The following is a 20187-nucleotide window of genomic DNA, read 5'->3' on the forward strand; positions in this document are numbered from 1 at the left end:
GACGGAAGTCCCAGGCGAAGATCCGTACAGCGGCGGTGCCGGGGCCCGGGCGGCCGCTGGAAGGGTGGTGATCCTCCGGTACCCGCCGGAACCACCCCCGGGAGATCACCTTGGAGCCCTCGTCCAACCCCCACTCCTCCGCCCCCGACGCCTCAGGGGCCATGCGGCTGATGGAGGAGACCTTCGGTTTCCTGCACTCCGCCGCGCTGCGGACCGCCGCGTCACTCCGGATCGCCGACCGGCTCGCCGACGGGCCGCGCACCGCCGCCGAACTCGCGGCGGACACCGGAACCGACGGCCCGACGCTGCGCCGGCTGCTGCGGCTCCTGGCATCACGCGGCGTCTTCCAGGAGGACGCGACGGGCGCGTTCGGGCTGACGCCCGCCGCGTACGCCCTGCGCACCGATGTCCCCGGCTCGCTGCACGCCACGGTGCTCCTGCTCACCGACGACATGTTCCTGCGGCCCTCGGCCGACCTCGCCGAGACCGTGCGCACCGGGGAATCCGCCTTCCCCAGGGTCTTCGGCACCCCCTTCTTCCAGCACCTCGCGGCCGACGGCGCGGCCCGGGAGGTCTTCGACGCAGGGATGGCGGCCTTCTCCGGTCCGCTCGACGACGTGGTCGCCGCCGCGTACCCGTTCCCGGACCGGGGCACGGTCGTGGATGTCGGCGGCGGACGGGGCGGGCTGCTCCGGGCCGTCCTGCTGCGCCACCCCGGCCTGTCGGGCGTCCTCTTCGACCAGGAGGCGGCGGTGCGCGAACCCCTGCTCGCCGTGGAGGAGCTGACGGGGCGCTGGAGGGCCGAGGCCGGGGACTTCTTCGCCGGCGCCCCGAAGGGCGACATCCACCTGCTCAAGCACGTCCTGCCCGACTGGAGCGACGAGGACTGCGTCCGCATCCTGCGCTCCTGCCGCCGGGCCCTCACCCCGGGCGGCAGGGTTCTGGTCGTGGACGCCGTCCCGCCGCCGGGCAACGACCCGCACCCCGGCAAGGAGCTCGACATGCTGATGATGACCGCCCTCGGCGGCAGCACCCGCACCCCCGACGAGCTCGACGCCCTCTTCGCCGAGGCCGGCCTGCGCCACGTCCGCACCCTGCCCACACCGGGCTTCGCCTCGATCGTGGAGGCGGCCGCGATCTGAGCCTGCGCCGGTTACGCGGCGCCGCCGCTCTCGGGGAGCACGTGGTCGCCGATCCTGTCGGTGCTCAGGCACAGGGAGCAGACAACGGCGTCGTGGGTGCGGCAGGCGGCCACGTCCGGGCGCTCGAACTCCTGCCGGCACACGTGGCACTCGTAGAGCGTGGCGCTCGGGTTGCCGTCCGCGTCGAGCAGGGGTTCGGCAATGCCGTCCGTGGTGCGGCGCAGATAGTAGCGCCCCTTGGTCAGTACGGCCATCAGCGGGGTGAGGACGAGGGCGATCAGTGCCGCCGCGACCGGGGAGTAGGGCTGGAGGGTGTCGCCCAGGGCGTGGAAGTACATGGCGATCGACAGGCCGGAGGCGGCGACGAAGGCGACCGTGCCCACGGGGTTGACGGCGTAGAGCATGCCGCGCCGGAACTCGGGTGCGTGCGGGGAGAGTTCGAGCACGTACTTGTTCACGATGATGTCCGTGGCCACGGTGACGACCCAGGCGATGGCGCAGTTGGAGTAGAAGCTCAGGACGCGGTTGAGGAAGCTGAACATGTCGGCCTCCATCAGCGCCAGCGCGAAGGCCAGGTTGAGCAGGACGAACACCATGCGGCCCGGGTAGCGCCCGGTCAGCCGGGTGAAGGAGTTGGTCCACGCCAGTGAGCCGGAGTAGGCGTTCGTCACGTTGATCTTGATCTGGCTGATCACGACCAGGACCACGGCCAGCGGAAGGACCAGCCACGAGGGCATCATCGCGTCGAAGGCGGCCTTGAACTGCTGGATGGGCTCGGCCGCGGCCGCCGGCCCCACGGAGGCGATGACGTATACGGCGAGGAAGACCCCTATCGCCTGTTTCAGCGCACCGAGCACGACCCAGCCGGGACCGGCCACCACGACCGCCGTCCACCAGGCGCGGCGGTTGGCGTCCGTACGGGGAGGCATGAAGCGCAGGTAGTCGATCTGTTCGCCGATCTGCGCGATCAGTGACAGGCAGACGCCGGAACCCAGCAGCACCGAGGCGGTGTTCACTCCTCCCTGTCCGCCGGTGCCCGCGTACGACAGCCAGCGGTCCACCGTGCCCGGGTCGGTGGCCACCAGATAGACCAGCGGACCCACCATCAGCAGCAACCAGACGGGCGTCGTCCACACCTGGAGCTTGCTGAGCGCCTTCATCCCGTAGACGACCAGGGGGATCACCATGAACGTCGAGACCAGATAGCCGAGCCACAGCGGCAGCCCCAGGCCCAGCTTCAGCCCCTGCGCCATGATCGACCCTTCGAGGGCGAAGAAGATGAAGGTGAAGCTGGCGAAGATGACGCTGGTCAGGACCGAACCGTAGTAGCCGAAGCCGGAGCCGCGGGTGATCAGGTCCAGGTCGATGTTGTAGCGCGCCCCGTAGTAGGCGAGCGGAAAGCCGGTGACGAAGATGACCACGGCCGCGACGAGGATCGCGGCCAGGGCGTTCCCGGTGCCGTGGGTGAGGCCGATGCCGGCGCCGATCGAGAAGTCGGCCAGGTATGCGATCCCGCCCATCGCCGTGGTCGCCACCACCATCGGGGTCCAGCGGCGGTAACTGCGCGGGGCGAACCGGAGGGTGTAGTCCTCCAGGGTCTCCCGGGCCGCGTGCCCGAGGTCGGCCCGGGCCTGCGGAGACTCTTCGCTGCCGATGGGTTCCTTCAATCGTCGCTCGGTACTGCTCATGCGGTCTCCTGGACGTGCAGTGGCTGCAACGGCTGGCAGCCGGCCACGGGGAACGCTAGGCAGGGCGTATTTCCTGCCGCCGCCTCGAACATGAAGGCGATGTTTCCGTGTTCACGTCCGGGTGGGCGGGATGAGCGGGGCGATCCGGGTGAGTCGCCGCGGTCAACGGCGGGCGGCGCCCAGGTAGGTGCAGGAGAGGTCCCGGGAGAGGCGGGTCCGGAAGCTGCCGTCGGGACGGCGGCCGACCACGAACAGACCGGCCATCCGGCCCAGTGGTGTGAGTCCGGCAGCGCCGAGGTAACCGGTCGCCTCGGCCGGGGTGATGAAGTCGTTCCAGTCGTGCGTCCCGCGCGGGATCACCCGCAGCACGTGTTCCAGTCCCCAGATCATGATCAAGCGGGAGCGCCAGGTCCGGTTGATCGTGTCGAACAGGAACACTCCGCCCGGGGCCAGTACGCGACGGATCTCGCACACCACTTCGCCGGGGCCGGGCACGTGCTCCAGCACGTCAAGGCAGGTGACCACCGAGAAGGACCCGTCGGCGAACGGCAGGCGCTCCCCCGCTCCCACGGCGTAGCGGATGTCCAGACCGGACTCCGCGGCGTGCTTCCGGGCGGCGCGCACCAGGGCCGGGGAAACGTCGACCCCCGAGGCGACCGCGCCGCGCGAGGCGAGGTATTCGGTGGTGAAGCCCCCGCCGCATCCGACGTCCAGTACCCGCCGACCGGCCCAGCCGCCGTCGACGTACCGGTCGAAGAAGGCGAACCGCGGCTGGTTGAGGGCGCGCAAGGGCGCGGCCGGGGAATCCTCGGCCCACCAGTCACGGGCCATCTCCTCGAAGAGCTCGGCTCCTCCGTCGCCTCGTCCCATCCTGCACTCCCCGTTCCTGCGACCGGTGGGCATCGTCTCCCCTGACCAACGAGAACCGGCCCGCACGGCAACGGACCGGGACCTCCCGCAGCCCGCGTCTCCGCACGACGCCGCCGCTACTGTCGATGACGATCCACTTCCGTTCCGTCCGCGGCCGCCGATCCGATCGCTGCGGAGGCCGTCCCTGGATTCAGTTCATCCTGTTTGATTCACATACGCACCTTCCCTGTCAACGGGACCGGGGGGATAATTACGATTGACAGCATGAGAAGGTGAAGATCACGAACGACCGCGAGCCGAAGGCGACGAAGGCTTCCCGCGAGCACACGGCTCCGGCGGACCGTGCGTCCGCCACGGAGGCCATGCGCAGCGCGGCGGAGCAGCTGACCGAGCTGCTCGGGCGGCGGCCCGACTCCGTCTCCGCGCTGAAGCCCACCGAAGAGGGCTGGGAGGCTCGCGTCGAAGTCGTGGAAGTCGAACGGATCCCCGAGACGACCAGCGTGATGGCCAGCTACCAGGTCACCCTGGACCCCGCCGGCCGGCTGCTGGCCTACGAGCGAGGGCAGCGATACACGCGCGCACAGACGGACAGGAACGACCGCACCCGCTGAGCGCGGGGGCCCTTCGTCACGACACGACCTCGTCACCGACGCGACGCCGCAACGCGACACCACACCGGCGGCGTCCGGCCGCGGCACTCACGAAGGGAAGAGATCGTGACTGTGACTCCGCAGGGCGGTGCGCTGCCGACCGGGGGCGGCGGGCCGTCCGGGAACCTCTACGACGTGCTGGAGCTGGTCCTCGACCGCGGCCTGGTGATCGACGCCTTCGTGCGCGTCTCCCTGGTGGGCATCGAACTGCTCAAGGTCGACGCCCGCATCGTCGTCGCCAGTGTCGACACGTACCTGCGGTTCGCGGAGGCGTGCAACCGGCTCGACCTGGAGGCCGGCCGCAAGGCCCCGGCCCAGCTCCCCGAGATGGTGCAGGGCGTCGTCGAGGGCGGCGCCAAGTCCAAGAGCAAGGGAGTGCTGACCGGGGCCGTCGAGGCCATCACGGACTCGCTGCACAAGGGCGACGACGAAGACGCGGAAGAGGACGCGGAAAGAGAGCGGGAGCCCGTCGAGCGGGAGCACCGCCGCAGGGAGAGCGAACGCAGGCCCCGGCGCTCTTCGCGGTCGAGGGAGGAATGAGCGATGCCGGTGTACGTCTACGCGATCACCACGGCTGACCACCCCCTGCGCCTCGACGGCGTGAGCGGCGTCGGGGATCCGCCCGCGGAGCTGTACGCGATCGGTGACGACTCGCTGCGGGCAGTGGTGAGCGAGGCGCCCGAGGACCTCGCGGCGGGACGGCGGGACCTTGAGGCCCACCACGCCGTGCAGGAGAGCCTGTGGGCGGACGGCAGCACGCTGCCGCTGAGCTTCGGTTTCGTCGCTCCGGACGAGGACACCGTGCGTGCGGTCCTGCGGGAGCGGGCCGAGCAGTTCACCCGCGGCCTCGCGGAGGTTTCCGGGCGGGTCGAGTTCAACGTCAAGGCCGTCGGGAACGAGGAGGCGGTGCTGCGCGAGGTGCTGGCCGGCTCCGAGGAGGCCCGCAGGCTCAACGAAGCGACGCGGGACGGCGGCGGCGCCTACGAGGACCGGCTGGCGCTCGGCCAACTGGTGGCGCAGGAGGTGCAGGCCCGGCAGGAGGCCATGGCGGCCGAAGTCGTCGAGGCGCTGCGCCCGCTCAGCCGCTCCGAGCAGCTCTCACCGCCCTCCGGCCGGTACTTCCTCAACGCCTCGTTCCTCGTCGACGACGACAAGGCGGAAGAGTTCGCCCGGACCGGCGCCGAACTCGCCGAGCGCTGCGCGGCCGTGGCCGAGGTGCGCGTGCGCGGACCCCTGCCGCCGTACAGCTTCGCCTGAACGGAACGGTGGAAGGAGCAGCAGTGGGACTGATTCTGGAGCTTCTGGCGCTGCCGCTCGCCCCGGTCCGGGGCGTCGGGTGGGTGGTGGACAAGGTCCGCCTCGCGGCGGAGCAGGAACTCAACGACCCCGCCGCCCTCCAGGAGGAACTGACCTGTCTGGAGCGGGAGCGCGAGGAAGGCCGGATAGGGGAGGAGGAGTTCGCGCAGCGAGAGGACGAGCTGCTGGCGCGGCTGATGGCGGCGCGGCAGCAACAGCTTCCGTAAGGCGGCTGACGGGCGCCGCGCTCGCCGCGGCTTCCTTCCCGCCGGGAAAGCGAAGGCGGAGATGATGAACAACGCCAAGATGGGCGCGGCCGTACTCGGCGGCTACATGCTCGGGCGCACGAAGAAGGCGAAGCTCGCCCTCGGGCTCGGCGCGATGCTGGCCGGATCGCGGGTCAGACCCGGGCAGATCGGCAAGACGCTGGCCCAGTCGCCCTTCCTCAGCAGCGTCAACGACCAGGTGCGCAAGGAACTGCTCTCCGCGGGCAAGGCGGCGGCGACGTCCGTGATGACGGCCAAGGCCGAGCACCTGGCCGACTCCCTGCACGAGAGGACCACCGGACTGCGCGAGAAGGCGGAACCGGGCAAGGGCGGCAGCGGCACAGCCGCACACGCGGGCGGGCGGGCAGCGCACACGAGCAAGAGCACCGGCACGAGCAAGGGCCATGCCGACGGGGAGCACGGGGAGAAGAAGGCTTCGGCGTCCTCCGGCGGCTCCGGGCACCGGGCGTCCTCGTCGTCCCACAGCAGGACGGCGGCCTCGGCGCACCGGACCTCGAAGCCGGGCGGGACCTCCGGCACGCGGGAGACGCACGAGGAGGAGACGCACGGCAAGGCCCGCAGCCGTTCCTCCGACGGCGCGCACAGGACGAGGAGGTCGGGTGATGACTGAGCGCAAGGCAGCGCAGCGCGGCGCCGGGACGTCCGGCGGGCTGCGGGAGCGCGTGCAGGGCAACCCGGGCGCCAACCGGCTGGTGGAAGAGGCGGAGGCCTACGTCCAGGCACGGCTCGAACACATGCTGGAGGAGATGGTGCACCGGCTGGAGGACTCGGCGACCCGGCTCGGTGAAGCGCACTTGGGGCCTCATGCGCTGGTGGGCGCCATCGGAAAGGGCGGCCAGCGCCTCAAAGAGGGCGCCTCCCCCAGCGCGGCCGTGCTCTCGGCGGTCGCCTCGCACGCCAAGGACGCGCTCGTGGAGAAGGTCAAGGAGGTCTCCGGCAAGCGTCGTGACGAGAAGCGGCGGGGATCGCCGTCCGGCGGCCGGAGCCTGACGATCGTCGAGGACGTGGAGGTCGGCGTACCGGTGCGCGAGGCGTACGACCAGTGGACCCAGTTCCAGGACTTCGGCAGGTTCGCCAAGGGCGTCGTGAACGTCGAGAAGGAGGACGACACGACGACCCAGTGGCACGTGAAGATCGCCAAGGCGAGCCGCCACTGGCAGGGCATGGTCACCGAGATGGTCCCGGACGAACGCATCGCGTGGGTGTCCGAGGGCGCCAAAGGCACCACCAAGGGCGTGGTCACCTTCCACCCGCTCGCCGACAACCTCACCAAGGTGCTCCTGGTCATGGAGTACTTCCCGCAAGGACTGGTCGAGAAGACCGGAGCGCTGCTGCGGGCCCAGGGCCGTCGTGCCCGGCTCGACCTGAAGCTCTACCGCACGTTCCTGACCGTCCGCGGGGAGGCCACCGGGGAGTGGCGCGGGGAGATCCGTGACGGCGAGGTGGTCCGTGAGCCGGGCGAGGACGCATACGAAGGAGAAGCGGACGAGTACCGGGACGAGGAACCGCGCCGCGCCGGCGAGTCCGGGGAACCCTACGACGAGGAGGACGAGGAGGACGAGGACGCCAGGAGCGACGCGAAGTACGACGACCGGTCCGACGAAGCCTACGAGGACAGGTACGACGACGAGTACGAGGAGGAGGAGCCCGAGCCCCATCGCTCCCGGAGGTGAGTTCCGGGAGCCGGCCCGGAGACGGCCGGAGATGATCGAGGAGGCCTCGCACCGTGACCAAACCCGTGCCCTCTTCCGTCAGCCCGACGCGCTCGCTCTACCCCTACGGGCAGGAGGGCGGCGGCAGTGCGAACCTCGCCGACATCCTCGAGCGCGTGCTCGACAAGGGCATCGTCATCGTCGGCGACATCAAGATCAATCTGCTTGACATCGAGCTGCTCACCATCAAACTCCGCCTCCTGGTGGCCTCCGTCGACAAGGCGAAGGAGATCGGCATCGACTGGTGGGAGCACGACCCCGCGCTGTCGTCGCGTGCGCACGAACCGCACGAACTCGAACTCCGGGAACAGAACGAGCGGTTGCGGGCCGAGGTGAAGAGGTTGCGGCAACGGGCCGGCGAATCGCCGGCGGGGCTTCCCGGGGGCGAGGCTCACCCGGGCGGCACCTCCCGTACCCACCGTCCCGACCCCGACGCCGGCCTCGACGCCGACGCCGCAAGGGCGCGACCGGCCGAGCGGCCCCGCCGGCCGTCGGAGCGGGCGCGTGACGGCGCACCTCCCCGGAGCGCAGAACGTGCCCGCGGCGGCGAACCGGCCCGTGGGAGGCGGCGGGCCCGGACCGAGGAGGACCGCGGCGAGGACCGCGGCTGAGCCGGGGCTCCGGAGGGAGGAACGATGGCCGGCAACCTCTGCTACGCGTACGCCGTGGTGCCCTTCTCCCCGTCGCTCGAACGCGCCGCGCTGGGCGGAGTCCATGGCGTGGCGGACCGTCCCGTCGCTCTGGTCCGCTCCGGTGAGCTGGCGGCGGCCGTCAGCTCCGTACCGGAGACCGACTTCTCGCAAGCGGCGCTCGAAGCACACCTGGAGGACCTGGACTGGCTGGAGCGCACGGCGCGGGCGCACCACGCGGTCGTCGAGTCCCTCGCCGCCCGCACCACCGTCCTTCCGCTCCGGCTCGCCACGGTCTACCTCGACGACACGCGCGTCGCGCGGGTGCTGGAGGAGGGGCAGGAGGCGTTCGCCGGGTTGCTCGCCCGGCTGACCGGCCACGCGGAGTGGGGCGTGAAGGTCTATGTGGAGGCGGCCCCGTCCGCACCCGCCGCTCCGGCGGCCGCCGCACCGGCCGAGGCGGCCGATCCCGGGCGCGCCTACCTGCGGCAGCGCCGTCACCAGCACCAGGTGCGCCGGGACGCCTGGCGGACGGCGGAGGAAGTGGTCCGCCGCATCGACGCCGAGGTCCGCGGCCTGGCCTCCGAGCGGGCCAGGCACCGTCCGCAGCGGGGCCGCCTGGCGGGGACGGGCGGCGAGAACGTCGCCAACGACGCCTACCTCGTCCCCCACGAGCTCGCCGGGGAGTTCCGGCGGCACGTGCACCGGGCGGCCGAGGGCTCCCCCGGAATCCGTGTGGACATCACCGGGCCCTGGGCCCCGTACTCCTTCGCCGGACCCGGCGTGCAGGAGGGAGCGGCACCGGGATGACCTGGTACGAGGACGAGGACCGTCCCCCGGCGCAGCGGCAGGTGGCCCTGGTCGACCTCCTCGACCGCCTGCTGAGCGGCGGCGTCGTCATCAGCGGCGACCTCGTCCTGTCGGTCGCCGACATCGACCTCGTGCGCGTTTCGCTGCGGGCCGTGGTCATGGCCGTCCGCGAGCACGCCGAGGATTCGTGGGCGCCTCTGCTGCCGGGCGGCGGACCGGCGGAAGGCGGTGACGACCATGCCGGGGCGTGACGACCGGCGCCCGCCGGACCGCGGGCAGGACGCCGCCCCGGCCGCTGCCCGCCCCCTGTCGATGACGCCCGCCCGCCCCGACGAGCTCCCGCCGCCGCTGGAGTCCCCCGGCCGCACCGCCGCCGAGCGCCTGCACACCGACCCCGACACGGTCGAACGGGACCTCGTCCGCCTCGTGCTGACCATCGTCGAGCTCCTGCGCCAGCTGATGGAACGCCAGGCGCTGCACCGCGTCGACGAGGGCGGCCTCACCGAGGAGCAGGAGGAACGGCTCGGCCTCACCCTGATGCTCCTCCACGACCGCATGGATGAGCTGTGCGAACGGTACGGGCTGACGATGGAGGACCTGAATCTCGACCTCGGCCCCCTCGGCAGGCTTCTGTGACCGGGCGCGCAGTGCTCGGCCGCCCTGCTGGTCGTGCTCAGCCGGCCTGCTGGTTGAAGCGGCGGGCCGCGCGGTCGTTGAGCCGGGTGAGCCGGTGGATGACGCCGGGGCGGGCCGTGCGGGCGGCCTCGCGCCCGGGCACGTTGTGCTGCGGTGCCCCGCCCGCCGTGGGGAGCAGCCGGGCGCCCAGTGTCAAGCAGCGTGTCACCGTCGCCGGGGCCAGCCCGTGCAGCCGCACGGCGGCCTTGGCCGCGGGGGTCAGGACGAGCTCGGGCCGGCGCCGTTCGGTGGCGCGCACGATGGCCCGGGCGGCCCTTTCGGCATCCATCGACAGCCCCGGCAGCCCCGCCGCGACGGCGAACCAGGCGTACTCCTTCGCCGGCCGGCCGCTGAACCGCGCGGCCGTGTGGGAACCGGTGCGCATCAGGCCGGGAAAGACGGAGGTGACGCTGATGCCGTCCGCCGCCAGCTCGGCGCGCAGACCTTCGGACAGTCCGGCCGCGGCGAATTTCGCACCGACGTAAGGCAGCAGATGCGGGGCGGCGACGCGGCCGCCGATGGAGCTGACGTTCACGATCCGCCCGCCGCCGCTCTCGCGCATGCCGGGCAGCGCCGCCCGCACCAGCCGCAGCGGAGCGAAGTACATCGTCTCCATGGCCTGGCGGAAGTCACTCTCGGTCATGGCGCTCACGGGGCCGACCTGGATGACGCCGGCATTGTTGACGAGGATGTCCGGACCGCCGCCGAAGGCGTCACGGACCGCCGTGATCAGCCGTCCGGGCGTCGCCTCGTCCGTGAGGTCGCAGGTCAGCGAACGGGCCTCCACCCCTTCCTCGCGCAGCATGGCCTCGGCCCGGGAGAGCTCCTCCGCGTCGCGGGCGCACAGCATCACCCGGCAGCCGCGGCGCGCGAGCTCGCGGGCGATCAGCAGGCCCAGGCCGCGGGAAGAGCCCGTGACGAGCGCGGACCGCCCTGCGAGCCCGTCGGCACGATCCTGCGCGTGGGCCATCGCCCGCCCTCCACTTCCACGGCTGCTTCCTCCGGATCGTCTCCACGTTCGCACGGACGTCCGTCTCCCGCACGGCGTGGAGCGCACGCACCGCGAGCGGTGGCCGCCGCTGTCATCCGGTGCGGGGACCGTCGCCCGGGAGGCTCGGGATGCGGCGGCGGACCTGGTCCTCCTGGGCCAGCCGCCGCAGCAGTTCGAGCACGGGAGCGGAGAGGGCGAAGACGATGACCGCCTGTTCGGCCAGGGCCTCCGGGGCTTCGTCGAAGGCGGCGGCGCGGTCGAGGTCCAGACGGGCGATGGAACGGGCCAGCTCCGCGTAGGCGACGAGTTCGCCGGGCCGGTAGTCCGCGTCGAGGCGTCTGAGCTCCCGCAGCGCCGCCGTGAGCCCCTCCACGTGGGGGGAGGTGCCGGGCGTCTGCCAGTCCATGGCCGCGATCAGGTCCGCCACCTCCGCTTCCGCGGCCGACCCGATCTCCGCCTCCCGGCCGGCGTCGCCGACCGGGGACTCCGCGACGGGCACCGGCAGGGCGTAGCTCACCGCCCCGAGGGCACTGTCGGTGCTGTGCGCCTGGTCGACGGCGGTGAGGACGTCGCGGGTGGCGGCGATGGACAGCCCGCCCAGGGTGGTCAGCGCCTTGATCAGCCGCAGGCGCTGGACGTGCTCCTGCCCGTACTCGGCCAGCGTGGCGGCCGTCGCCCTGCCGGCGGGCAGCAGGCCCTGCCGCCGGAAGTACTTGATGCTGGCGACCGGCACGCCGGTCGTGCGGCTGAGCTCGGAGATCTTCATGCGGCTTCCTTGCTGGTGGTGCGCCGGCCGGGCGTCCTACTGCGACGACTGGACACTCCTGGAAGATACTGCCACTATCTAGCTACTGGATACCTTCAGTATCTAGTTACTCTAGGTAAGAACTCGGAGCGAATATGCCTTCCCCCGAGCCCTCTTCCGTACTCCGCAGCCCGAAGCTGTGGATCGGTTCAGGCCTCATCGTCGCGGTGGTCTCCATCCTGTTCGCCCTGCTGTACGTCGGTGGCAACGTGGACCCCAAGGGCAACCTGCGCGACCTGCCCATCGCACTGGTCAACAGCGACCGCGGCGCCGACACCAACGGCAAGCACCTCAACCTCGGCGACCAGGTCGTCTCCGGGATCGAGAAGTCCGCCGCGAACAACGACAGCTTCTCCTGGCAGGTCGTCAGCCGGCAGGAGGCCGACAAGCGGCTCGGCCAGGGCAAGGTCTACGGCGCACTCGTCGTCCCGGAGAACTTCACCGCCACGGTGGCGGGGCTGAGCAACCCGAAGGCGACGGAGGCCAAGCGCCCGGTCCTGACGGTGCTGACCAACCAGTCCGCCGGCAGCATCGGCTCCTCCATGGCCAGCCAGGCGAACCAGAAGGCGGCACACGCCGCCTCCGCCCGGCTCGGCAAGGACCTCCTCGACCGGGCCGCCGCCCAGAAGGCCCCGCTCGCTCCGGCCGCCAAGCTGATGCTCGCCGACCCGGTGAACGTCGAGGTGGCGGACGGCCACCCGCTCGGCACGCACAGCGCCATGGGTCTGAGCGCCTTCTACTACGCCCTGGTCCTCGTCGTCTGCGGCGTGCTCGGCGCCAACGCCATCAGCTCCCAGGTCGACACCGCGCTCGGCTACGTGCACACCGACTTCGGCCCCTTCCGCCAGCGGATGCCCCTCCGGCACACGAGCCGCGTCCGCACGCTGGCCGTCGGCACGGTCCTCATGCTCGGCCTCTCCGTGGTCATGGGATCCCTCGTCGAGCTCGCCACGGTCGGCATCCTCGACATGGACGCCTCGCACCTGGGCCTGCTGTGGCTCTACTCCGTGGGCACGATCGCGGCCGTCGGCGTCAGCGCCCTGGCCATGCTCGCCGTCTTCGGCACGCCCGGCATGCTGGTCTCCACCATCGTCTTCATCGCCATGGCCGTCCCGTCCTCCGGAGCGACCGTGCCGCTCGAGGCGCTGCCCGGCTTCTTCCGCACGCTCTCGGAGTTCGAGCCGCTCCGGGCGATCACCGGGGGCACGCGCTCCATCCTGTACTACGACGCCCAGGGCGACGCGGGCCTGACCCGCGCGTGGATCTCCATGGGCATCGCCCTGGTCGCCTCCGTGCTCTTCGGCTTCGGCATGACGCGCCTGTACGACCGCAAGGGCCTGCACCGCGTCCCCCGCCCGGACGAGTCCTCGGACACCGCGGCGGCGCCTGCCGCAGCCTAGAAGGCATCAGCGAAGAAGGACCGGTGAGCCCCGGGCGCCAAGCGCCCGGGGCTCGTTTTTCGTTCTCCCCGCTCACTTTCGTCCGCGGCTCCCGGCGGCCGGGCGGGGCGGCCGGTGTGCGCGACCACCGGACCCGTGGAACGGTGATGCACACGGGCTGTCCCCCTCCATGCACGCCGGAAGAGTCACGAAGGGACGAACGACATGGCCATCACACCGCTGACGAGCTTGGCCGAGTTCGAGGAGACGATCAGCCAGGACAAGCCGGTGGTGGTGTTCTTCTGCGCGACGTGGGCCTCCCTCTGCCGCGTGACCGGTCCCCTCCTCGAACGCTTCTCCGACCTTCCCGAATTCGCCGGCACCGAATTCCGTTCGGTGGACCTGGACGAGGCGTACGAGGTCGCCCAGAAGGCGGGCGTGGGCCCGGTCCCCGTCGTCATGGCGTTCCGCAGCGGCACCAGGCTCGCCGAAGTCGTCGCACCCGGTCCGGAAGCGCTGCGGGAGCTGATCAGCGCGGCGGGCACGGCGGACACCGCGTGACGCTGCGCGGATCACCGGGGCCGCGCCCGGGGGCGCACACCGGCAGCCGGGAGGACACGGTGCCACGACCGTGCACTCAGCTCGCGGCGGCGCCGAACCACCTCGGCAACTCGCCGAGCAGACCCGCCTGGTCTTCGCCGGCCCACGCCACGTGACCGTCCGGCCGCAGCAGCACCGCGGGCACGTCCAGTTCCTCGCTGACGTCGACGACGTGGTCGACCCGGTCGGCCCAGCCGTCCACGGAAAGGCCGCCGGTCCGGTCGAGCAGCAGACCGCGGCCGCCGTGCATCAGCTCGTAGAGGCGCCCCCGCTTCAGCTGCACGTCCCGCAGCCGCCGGCCGAGCAGTTCGTGCCCCTCGCCGAAGTCGTAGCGGACCTTGATCGCGGTGATCTTCTCGATCAGGTACCGGTTCACGTCCTCGAAGTCCATCAGCTCCGACAGCAGCCGGCGCACGGCCCGGGCTCCCGGTTCGAGGGAGATCAGCTCCATCTGCGCACGGGTGTTGTCCAGGACGTCGGCGGCGACCGGGTGCCGCTCGGTGTGGTAGCTGTCCAGCAGCCCCTCCGGCGCCCATCCACCCACCTCGGCGGCCAGTTTCCAGCCGAGGTTGAACGCGTCCTGGATGCCGAGGTTGAGCCCCTGCCCACCGATCGGCGGGTGGATGTGCGCCGCGTCGCCGGCCAGCAGCACCCGGCCGACCCGGTAGCGCTCGGCCTGCCGGGTGGCGTCGCCGAAGCGGGAGAGCCAGCGCGGCGAGTGCACACCGAAGTCGGTGCCCGAGAACGCCCGCAGCTGCTGCTTGAACTCCTCGAGCGTCGGCTGGACCGTGCGGTCCTCGGCCACCCCCGCGGCGGGGACCACGACGCGGTACACCCCGCCCCCGAGGGGCCCGGCACCGAACCGCAGCTGGGTCTTGCGGATTTCCGTGACGACGGCGGTCACCGTCGCCGGGTCCTCGGCCACCTCCATCTCGCCCAGCAGCGTCTCGACCCTGGTGGGCTCGCCGGGGAAGCCGACGCCGATCAGCTTGCGCACCGCGCTGCGGCCGCCGTCGCACCCGACGACGTAGCGCGAGCGCAGCCGCGTGCCGTCCGTCAGCTCGACGGTCACCCCGTCCTCGTCCTGGCTCAGCCCGGCCACCTCGCAGCCGCGCCGGATCTCGGCGCCGAGCTCGGTGGCGTGCTCGGCCAGCAGACGGTCCGTGACGGTCTGCGGGATGCCGAGGACGTAGGGATGCGCGGTGTCCAGCCGGTCGGGCCACGGCTTGCCGATGCCGGCGAAGAAGCCACCGACCGCGTGCTGCCGGCCGTGTGCGAGGAAGCGCTCCAGCAGGCCGCGCTGGGCCATCACCTCGATGCTGCGCGCATGCAGGCCGAGCGCGCGGACGAACCTGGTCGGCTCGGCCTCCTTCTCCAGCACGACCACGTGCACGCCGTGCAGCCGCAGCTCACCGGCCAGCATCAAACCGGTCGGCCCGCCGCCGACCACGATCACGTCGATCACGAATTCTCCCCCTTGTTTCCGCCTTCGGCCGGTGATTGTGCGCCAAGACCGGGGCCTTGCCGCAAGGCCCCCCGTGCGCTATACGTTGAAAGTGGGGGGAGGTGCGTCCACTCCTGCATGGCCGAAGGCGGATACGGCGCGGGGGTGCGCCAGGGCGTTCGTGTTCGAACCGCTTACGTCAGAGGCCCCGCTCGCGTCAGAGGCCCACCGGCGTATTCATCAGCGGCACCCGGCCCTCGGTGTCGAAGAGGCTCTCGCCCGCGGAGACCGGGGAGATGCCCAGCACCTCCGTGAACAACGCGGCCCCCTCCTCGGTCAACGTGACCGGCAGCTTCGCCGTCAGCCGGGCCGGGGTCAGTGACAGCGCCTGCGAATCCAGACGGAAGGCGAGCCAGGGCACTTCGCGGCCGTCGACGGTGGCGTAGTAGCGCGAGGCCGCCGCGTCCGCCCAGTGGTCACGGATCTGCAGTGTGCGGCCGTCCCCGTGGGTGAAGTCGAAGCCGCCCTTGCACTGCAGCTTGCCCCGGGTGAAGTCCGGGCTGATGCCTCCGCCGGTGATGGGAAGCGACACTCCGCCGTTCCCATTGGCATGCGCTTCGCCGGGGGACAGCGCCTGCAGCGTGATCCCGGCTTCCTGCAAGGCCGCGGCCGCACGGGCCGTCAGGTGGTACTCGCCACGCCCTTCACCGAAGCGGACGAGTTCCCCGGGGTTCAGGTTGTCTCCCAGCATGCCGGTTTCCTTTCTCGAGGTGCAGGCGGCCCTTGATGCGCACGCGCGTAGAACTCTCTGAGAAGTCTCCCGCCGCGTTCCGCCGTACGCGGGATGCGCGTGAAGCCACCCGAATGCACCGGCGCCCGGAGTGACCCGGGCGGCGGACCGGCTGCAACCGGCGTGGGATACGGCCCGCGGCACGGGCGTTGCGTCACCATGTGCCCACCGGACAGCGCACCCCGCAGCGAGAACCCCCGACGCGAACCCGCACCGCCGTGGAGACCCACCGAGCCCATGGAGACCACACCCCCTCATCGCACGCTTCCCTACACCAATCGGTGCGGGCGCCACCTCATGGCGGCCGAGCACGCTCTGATCGGACTGTCGCCGTGGAACGGCTACTTCACGGCGCGGCGGGTCGAGTCCCTGGTGGAGTGGGCCGCCGGCACCTTCCGCACGGTGGACGTGTTCGTCCCGAGCTACGAGGCGGCCTACACCCTCATCGCCGCCGGAGTGGAACCGTCCGTGGCGGTGGGCCGGGCGCGCCGGGCGGTCAAGAAGCTCCGCGGTCCGGCGCAACGCGCGCTTCTGCGCGCCGGGTGCGGCGAGGGCCGGGTCCACACGGGTACGTCCCTGGCGGCGCTGCCGCGATACCGGCAACTGCGCCGCATCGCGGAACGCATGTACCACCACGATCCCGGTGTCCGCGCGGCATGCCGGGCCGTCGCCCGTGCGGCCGTGGCCGGTGCGCTCGGGGTACGGGATCGGGGCCCGTCGCAGCCGGTACCGGATCCGGATCTGTCCGAGGGGGCACTGGACACCGCGGCCCGTTACGCCTGGGCGGAGTTGCCGGTCATGCTCGACTCGCCCGGCATCTTCGGCGTCGGCTCCTCGGTCCTCGTCTACCACCGGCGCATCCCGCTCATCGAGTCGCTCCTGGAGGACGGCTCCGCGCTGTCTCCCTCCCCGGGGCAGGGCTTCGTCGTCGTCGCGCCCGGGTGGTCGTCCGCCGACGGCGTGGCAAAGGAGGTACAGGGCGGGCCGTACAGGGTACCCCCGGGCCGGGAGGCCGCGGCGCTGTGACCGTCCTGCCGATGCCGTCGACCGCGCCTTCCCTGCCCCTGCGCTACCCGTTCACCCTCGGCCCCATGGGCACGCCGCCACCCGTCGTCCACTGGGCGCGGGCCCACCATCCGGTCTGTCCCGTGCTGCTGCCGTCCGGGGCACGGGCCTGGATGCTCACACGCGGGGACGACATCCGCTCGGTCCTGGCCGACCGGCGCTTCTCGCGCAGGCTCGCCTTCACGGGGGCTCCGCGGGTGGTCGGCGAGGACTTCACCTCCGTGCCCGGTTCCCTCTTCAACCTCGACCCGCCGGACCACACCCGGCTCCGCCGGATCCTCGCGCCCCACTACACGCGTACGGCAGCCGCGCGCTGCCGCCCGGTGATCCGCGCGCTGGTCGACGAGGTCCTCGGCGAGATGGCCCGCGGTCCCAATCCCTGCGACCTCATGGAGGCCTTCGCCGCTCCCCTCCCGCCGCGGCTGGCCTGTGCGCTTCTGCGCGTTCCCCGGTCGCTGTGGGAAGAGGGCGCAGCGGGGTTCGCCGTGCAGTCGAGCTTCGCCGCCGACCGTGGCGACGTGGCCGCCGCGACCGAGGCCGTCACCGATTTCACGCGGCGGGTCGTCGACCTTCGCCGTGCCGATCGCTCCGGACGCGACGACCCCTTGGGCGCCCTTCTGACAGCACATCAAGCGGGGGACATCACCGAGGAGGAGCTGTACGGGACGGCCTCCTACCTGCTCGTCACCGGCGTGGAATCGTTGGTCTCCCCCATGGCCACCGGCCCTCTGACGCTCCTGCTCCACCGCGGCCAGCTCCTGCGCTGCCTCGCGGATCCGGCCCTGTGGCCGGCCGCGGTCGAGGAGGTGCTGCGGTACCACCACAACGGCGTCCTCGGACTGCCGCGCATCGCCCTGGAGGACGTCGAACTGCACGGCACGCTCATCCGCGAGGGCGACGCCGTGTGCGCCACGATGCTCGGCGCCACCTGGGACCCCGCCCACTACCGCAACCCCGCCAGGTTCCACGTCCAGCGGCGGGAGAACGCCGACCCCACCTTCGGAGCGGGCCCCCACTACTGCCTCGGCGCCGCCCAGGCGCGCACTGCCCTGACCGTCGCCTACCACGCCCTGTTCGAGCGCCTGCCCGGTCTGGAGCTCGCCGTGTCACCCCGGGAGATCGCCTGGGACACCACCTCCATGTTCATCCGGCCCGCCACCCTTCCCGTCGTCTGGAGGTAGTCCCGTATGAGCGACCTCAACACGGTGAACGCGGCCGGAGGAACGGATGCGTTCGACGCCCTGGGTGCCCTCTACGAGGAATCCGCCCGGCTGCCCTTCCGCGAATACCTGGAGCACCACTCGGTCCGCGAGGCCGTCGGTGACGTCACCGGGCTCGACGCGCTCGACCTCGGGTGCGGCTCGGGCCTCTACACCCGTCGCCTGGCGGCCTGGGGCGCGGCCCGCGTCACCGGCGTCGACAGCTCCGCGGGCATACTGGCCACGGCGCGGGCCGTCGAACGGGCACGGCCCGTGGGCGTCCGGTACGTGCGCGCCGACGCCACCCGCCCGGCCGCGGCAGGCGTCGACGGCAGCACCGACCTCGTCCTGAGCGTCTACGTCCTGTGCTACGCCCGCTCCGAGCAGGAGCTCACCGCCGTCCTCGCCACGGCCCGCCGCGCGCTGCGCCCCGCCGGAGGCCGACTCGTCGCCGTCACGCTCAACCCGGACTACGGGCGGGGCGCCGCCTACTACGCCCCCTACGGCTTCACGCTGACGCAGCCGGAAGAACGGGAGGGCGCCCCCGTCACCCTGGACGCGCTCCTCCCCGGCGGCCGCTTGCACGTCACCGCGCACTGGTGGTCGCGGAAGACGTACGAAAGAGCCGCCCGCGCGGCGGGCTTCGCCGACACGTCCTGGTCCCCGCTGACCGTGTCGCCCCGGGGCCGGAGGCTTCTCGGAGACGCCTACTGGTCCGCGTACCTGCGCGCACCGCAGGCGCTGATTCTGGAGGCCACCGTGGCGTCATGACCGCGCCGTGGAGAACCGCACCGGGAGTGCCTGCAGCTCCCGGAACATGGTGCCGCGCCAGCGGAGTTCGCCCTCGTCGCAGGCGAGGTGGAGCTCGGGGAACCGGTCGAGCAGGGCGGTGAAGGCGATGCGTCCTTCCAGGCGGGCCAGGGGTGCGCCGACGCAGTAGTGGATGCCGTGGCCGAAGGCGAGGTGGCCGGTGGGGTTGCGGGTGATGTCGAGGCGGGTGGCGTCGGGGAAGTGGGCATCGTCCCTGTTGGCGGAGGTGAGGGCCACGGAGACCAGGTCGTGCCGGGGGATGGTGACTCCGCCGATGTCGAGGGGCTCGGTGGTGTAGCGCAGGCTGGCCGTGTTGAGGGGGCCCTCGTAGCGGAGGAACTCCTCGACGGCCGAGGGCATCAAGGACGGGTCGGCGCGCAGGGCGGCGAGCTGGTCGGGATGGCGCAGGAGCGCGAGGGTGCCGTTGCCGATGAGGTTCACGGTCGTCTCGTGGCCGGCGACCAGGAGGAGGAAGGTCACGGCGACCAGTTCCTGGGGGCTGAGCCGGCCGTCGTCGTCGCCGGCGCGGACCAGGTCGGTGAGGAGGTCCGCCGCGGGCGTGCGGCGCTTGGCGTCGACGAGCCGGTGGAGGTAGCCGAGGAGACCGGGCGCGGCGGCCATCATGCGCGCCGGATCGTCGGACATCCGGGCCTGGACCCAGCCGTGGAAGTGATCGCGGTCGGGAACGGGGACGCCCAGCAGTTCGCACAGTACGGACATGGGCAGGGGGTAGGCGAAGTCGCGCATGAGATCTGCGGACTGCCTGCCGGCCATGGCGTCCAGCATCTCGTGGGTGATCGCTTCGATCCTGGGACGCAGGCGTTCGACGGCGCGGGCGGTGAAGACCTTGTTCACGAGACTGCGGAGGCGGGTGTGGTCGGGCGGGTCGGAGTTAAGCATGTGGGAAACCAGTTCCATGGCGAACGCCATGAGGCCGGCCTTTCCCGTGGCGTTGCGCATGATGGCCTGCCGGCCGACTTCCACGTCCTTGGAGAGCCGGGGGTCGGCCAGCAGCGCACGCGCGTCGTCGTACCGGCTGACGAGCCACACCTTGAGACCGCCGGGCATGACGACCTGACGGACCGCGGATCCGGCGCGCATGGCCGCGTAGAAGGCGTGCGGGTCTTCGCCGTACGTTGATTCGTCGATCCGCATCAGCTCTGCGCCCTCGCATTCGGCCGCCATGATTCGCGCCTCCGGGGCACACGGGTCGGGTGAGTGGTCTCCGCGCACGCTGACGCGGCACCGCAAGGTCTCAAGCGGTCAGGGCGCAAGCATTCCCCAATACGGAACGAGTGGAAATCAAACAGCTCACGGCCACATACATCCACCGCCGGAACAAGAA

At 71.7% G+C, this 20187-nt stretch carries 23 protein-coding genes; 16 read left to right on the forward strand and 7 right to left on the reverse strand.

Annotation, left to right across the window (positions count from 1 at the left end; genetic code table 11):
• The first annotated feature begins 110 nt into the window (after positions 1–110).
• Positions 111–1142 carry a methyltransferase gene (locus NQU55_RS19205; protein WP_240976861.1) on the forward strand — a complete coding sequence of 344 codons (1032 nt, stop codon included), beginning with the start codon at positions 111–113 and terminating at the stop codon, positions 1140–1142.
• An 11-nt stretch (positions 1143–1153) separates the two neighbouring features.
• Here NQU55_RS19205 and NQU55_RS19210 read toward each other — a convergent pair whose 3' ends face one another.
• Positions 1154–2830 carry a purine-cytosine permease family protein gene (locus NQU55_RS19210; RefSeq protein ID WP_168095531.1) on the reverse strand — a complete coding sequence of 559 codons (1677 nt, stop codon included), beginning with the start codon at positions 2828–2830 and terminating at the stop codon, positions 1154–1156.
• Between the two features lie 162 nt (positions 2831–2992).
• Positions 2993–3700 carry a bifunctional 2-polyprenyl-6-hydroxyphenol methylase/3-demethylubiquinol 3-O-methyltransferase UbiG gene (gene ubiG, locus NQU55_RS19215; RefSeq protein ID WP_168095532.1) on the reverse strand — a complete coding sequence of 236 codons (708 nt, stop codon included), beginning with the start codon at positions 3698–3700 and terminating at the stop codon, positions 2993–2995.
• Positions 3701–3978: 278 nt separating this feature from the next.
• Here ubiG and NQU55_RS19220 point away from each other — a divergent pair, with 278 nt between their 5' ends.
• From NQU55_RS19220 to NQU55_RS19265, 10 genes are all read left to right on the forward strand, one after another.
• Positions 3979–4311: a gas vesicle protein GvpO gene (locus NQU55_RS19220; RefSeq protein ID WP_372504748.1), complete on the forward strand. Its 333-nt coding sequence runs from the start codon at positions 3979–3981 to the stop codon at positions 4309–4311.
• 111 nt (positions 4312–4422) lie between these two features.
• Positions 4423–4890, forward strand: a complete 468-nt coding sequence (locus NQU55_RS19225; RefSeq protein WP_372504749.1) for a gas vesicle structural protein GvpA — start codon at positions 4423–4425, stop codon at positions 4888–4890.
• A 3-nt stretch (positions 4891–4893) separates the two neighbouring features.
• Entirely contained in the window at positions 4894–5607 is a 714-nt protein-coding gene (locus NQU55_RS19230) for a GvpL/GvpF family gas vesicle protein (protein ID WP_168094612.1), read from the forward strand.
• A gap of 23 nt (positions 5608–5630) precedes the next feature.
• The gene (locus tag NQU55_RS19235) at positions 5631–5873 is read left to right on the forward strand and encodes a gas vesicle protein GvpG (RefSeq protein WP_168094613.1); all 243 of its coding nucleotides are present in this window, start codon (positions 5631–5633) and stop codon (positions 5871–5873) included.
• Between the two features lie 64 nt (positions 5874–5937).
• On the forward strand, positions 5938–6543 hold the full coding sequence (locus NQU55_RS19240; protein WP_168094614.1) for an ABC transporter substrate-binding protein: 606 nt from the start codon (positions 5938–5940) through the stop codon (positions 6541–6543).
• Positions 6536–7606: an SRPBCC family protein gene (locus NQU55_RS19245; RefSeq protein ID WP_168094615.1), complete on the forward strand. Its 1071-nt coding sequence runs from the start codon at positions 6536–6538 to the stop codon at positions 7604–7606. Before NQU55_RS19240 ends, NQU55_RS19245 begins: the two co-directional genes overlap by 8 nt.
• A 53-nt stretch (positions 7607–7659) precedes the next feature.
• Positions 7660–8256, forward strand: a complete 597-nt coding sequence (locus NQU55_RS19250) for a gas vesicle protein (protein ID WP_168094616.1) — start codon at positions 7660–7662, stop codon at positions 8254–8256.
• A 24-nt stretch (positions 8257–8280) separates the two neighbouring features.
• Positions 8281–9084: a GvpL/GvpF family gas vesicle protein gene (locus NQU55_RS19255; RefSeq protein WP_168094617.1), complete on the forward strand. Its 804-nt coding sequence runs from the start codon at positions 8281–8283 to the stop codon at positions 9082–9084.
• Entirely contained in the window at positions 9081–9335 is a 255-nt protein-coding gene (locus NQU55_RS19260) for a gas vesicle protein (protein WP_168094618.1), read from the forward strand. Before NQU55_RS19255 ends, NQU55_RS19260 begins: the two co-directional genes overlap by 4 nt.
• Positions 9322–9720: a gas vesicle protein K gene (locus tag NQU55_RS19265; protein ID WP_168094619.1), complete on the forward strand. Its 399-nt coding sequence runs from the start codon at positions 9322–9324 to the stop codon at positions 9718–9720. Before NQU55_RS19260 ends, NQU55_RS19265 begins: the two co-directional genes overlap by 14 nt.
• A 37-nt stretch (positions 9721–9757) precedes the next feature.
• Here NQU55_RS19265 and NQU55_RS19270 read toward each other — a convergent pair whose 3' ends face one another.
• Both NQU55_RS19270 and NQU55_RS19275 read right to left on the reverse strand, forming a co-directional pair.
• Positions 9758–10729, reverse strand: a complete 972-nt coding sequence (locus tag NQU55_RS19270) for an SDR family NAD(P)-dependent oxidoreductase (RefSeq protein ID WP_168094620.1) — start codon at positions 10727–10729, stop codon at positions 9758–9760.
• Positions 10730–10841: 112 nt separating this feature from the next.
• Positions 10842–11516 (reverse strand): MerR family transcriptional regulator, encoded by a 675-nt coding sequence (locus NQU55_RS19275; protein WP_168094621.1) that lies wholly within the window; start codon positions 11514–11516, stop codon positions 10842–10844.
• A 134-nt stretch (positions 11517–11650) separates the two neighbouring features.
• Here NQU55_RS19275 and NQU55_RS19280 point away from each other — a divergent pair, with 134 nt between their 5' ends.
• The gene (locus NQU55_RS19280) at positions 11651–12955 is read left to right on the forward strand and encodes a YhgE/Pip domain-containing protein (RefSeq protein ID WP_168094622.1); all 1305 of its coding nucleotides are present in this window, start codon (positions 11651–11653) and stop codon (positions 12953–12955) included.
• Between the two features lie 204 nt (positions 12956–13159).
• Complete coding sequence (locus tag NQU55_RS19285; protein WP_168094623.1) at positions 13160–13495, forward strand: thioredoxin family protein; 336 nt, start codon at positions 13160–13162, stop codon at positions 13493–13495.
• 76 nt (positions 13496–13571) lie between these two features.
• On the opposite strand, the gene rox is transcribed toward NQU55_RS19285, so the two are convergent.
• Together rox and NQU55_RS19295 are read right to left on the reverse strand one after the other, a co-directional pair.
• Positions 13572–14999 (reverse strand): rifampin monooxygenase, encoded by a 1428-nt coding sequence (rox, locus tag NQU55_RS19290; RefSeq protein ID WP_256790895.1) that lies wholly within the window; start codon positions 14997–14999, stop codon positions 13572–13574.
• A gap of 196 nt (positions 15000–15195) precedes the next feature.
• On the reverse strand, positions 15196–15729 hold the full coding sequence (locus NQU55_RS19295) for a hypothetical protein (RefSeq protein WP_168096124.1): 534 nt from the start codon (positions 15727–15729) through the stop codon (positions 15196–15198).
• Positions 15730–16005: 276 nt separating this feature from the next.
• On the opposite strand from NQU55_RS19295, the gene NQU55_RS19300 reads away from it, so the two are divergent.
• The 3 genes from NQU55_RS19300 to NQU55_RS19310 are packed head-to-tail and all read left to right on the forward strand — an operon-like array spanning position 16006 to position 18803.
• Positions 16006–16794, forward strand: coding sequence for a tRNA-dependent cyclodipeptide synthase (locus NQU55_RS19300; protein WP_168096125.1), 789 nt, complete (start codon positions 16006–16008; stop codon positions 16792–16794).
• Between the two features lie 11 nt (positions 16795–16805).
• Positions 16806–18014: a cytochrome P450 gene (locus tag NQU55_RS19305; protein WP_168096126.1), complete on the forward strand. Its 1209-nt coding sequence runs from the start codon at positions 16806–16808 to the stop codon at positions 18012–18014.
• A gap of 6 nt (positions 18015–18020) precedes the next feature.
• Complete coding sequence (locus NQU55_RS19310; RefSeq protein ID WP_168096127.1) at positions 18021–18803, forward strand: class I SAM-dependent methyltransferase; 783 nt, start codon at positions 18021–18023, stop codon at positions 18801–18803.
• Here the strand turns inward: NQU55_RS19310 and NQU55_RS19315 are convergent.
• Entirely contained in the window at positions 18798–20027 is a 1230-nt protein-coding gene (locus NQU55_RS19315) for a cytochrome P450 family protein (RefSeq protein WP_256790896.1), read from the reverse strand. The two genes, NQU55_RS19310 and NQU55_RS19315, sit on opposite strands and share 6 nt — an antisense overlap.
• Positions 20028–20187 lie beyond the last annotated feature (160 nt).

This window comes from Streptomyces telluris (assembly GCF_024519335.1).
GTDB lineage: Bacteria > Actinomycetota > Actinomycetes > Streptomycetales > Streptomycetaceae > Streptomyces > Streptomyces telluris.

Excerpts from the sequence above, each read along its gene's own strand:
- NQU55_RS19295 (WP_168096124.1), bottom strand. The coding sequence starts at position 15,729 with ATGCTGGGAGACAACCTGAACCCCGGGGAACTCGTCCGCTTCGGTGAA.
- ubiG (WP_168095532.1), bottom strand. The coding sequence starts at position 3,700 with ATGGGACGAGGCGACGGAGGAGCCGAGCTCTTCGAGGAGATGGCCCGT.
- NQU55_RS19270 (WP_168094620.1), bottom strand. The coding sequence starts at position 10,729 with ATGGCCCACGCGCAGGATCGTGCCGACGGGCTCGCAGGGCGGTCCGCG.
- NQU55_RS19210 (WP_168095531.1), bottom strand. The coding sequence starts at position 2,830 with ATGAGCAGTACCGAGCGACGATTGAAGGAACCCATCGGCAGCGAAGAG.
- NQU55_RS19315 (WP_256790896.1), bottom strand. The coding sequence starts at position 20,027 with ATGGCGGCCGAATGCGAGGGCGCAGAGCTGATGCGGATCGACGAATCA.
- NQU55_RS19275 (WP_168094621.1), bottom strand. The coding sequence starts at position 11,516 with ATGAAGATCTCCGAGCTCAGCCGCACGACCGGCGTGCCGGTCGCCAGC.
- NQU55_RS19240 (WP_168094614.1), top strand. The coding sequence starts at position 5,938 with ATGAACAACGCCAAGATGGGCGCGGCCGTACTCGGCGGCTACATGCTC.
- NQU55_RS19310 (WP_168096127.1), top strand. The coding sequence starts at position 18,021 with ATGAGCGACCTCAACACGGTGAACGCGGCCGGAGGAACGGATGCGTTC.
- NQU55_RS19255 (WP_168094617.1), top strand. The coding sequence starts at position 8,281 with ATGGCCGGCAACCTCTGCTACGCGTACGCCGTGGTGCCCTTCTCCCCG.
- NQU55_RS19265 (WP_168094619.1), top strand. The coding sequence starts at position 9,322 with ATGCCGGGGCGTGACGACCGGCGCCCGCCGGACCGCGGGCAGGACGCC.
- NQU55_RS19260 (WP_168094618.1), top strand. The coding sequence starts at position 9,081 with ATGACCTGGTACGAGGACGAGGACCGTCCCCCGGCGCAGCGGCAGGTG.
- NQU55_RS19300 (WP_168096125.1), top strand. The coding sequence starts at position 16,006 with ATGGAGACCACACCCCCTCATCGCACGCTTCCCTACACCAATCGGTGC.
- NQU55_RS19285 (WP_168094623.1), top strand. The coding sequence starts at position 13,160 with ATGGCCATCACACCGCTGACGAGCTTGGCCGAGTTCGAGGAGACGATC.
- NQU55_RS19245 (WP_168094615.1), top strand. The coding sequence starts at position 6,536 with ATGACTGAGCGCAAGGCAGCGCAGCGCGGCGCCGGGACGTCCGGCGGG.
- NQU55_RS19280 (WP_168094622.1), top strand. The coding sequence starts at position 11,651 with ATGCCTTCCCCCGAGCCCTCTTCCGTACTCCGCAGCCCGAAGCTGTGG.
- NQU55_RS19230 (WP_168094612.1), top strand. The coding sequence starts at position 4,894 with ATGCCGGTGTACGTCTACGCGATCACCACGGCTGACCACCCCCTGCGC.
- NQU55_RS19305 (WP_168096126.1), top strand. The coding sequence starts at position 16,806 with ATGCCGTCGACCGCGCCTTCCCTGCCCCTGCGCTACCCGTTCACCCTC.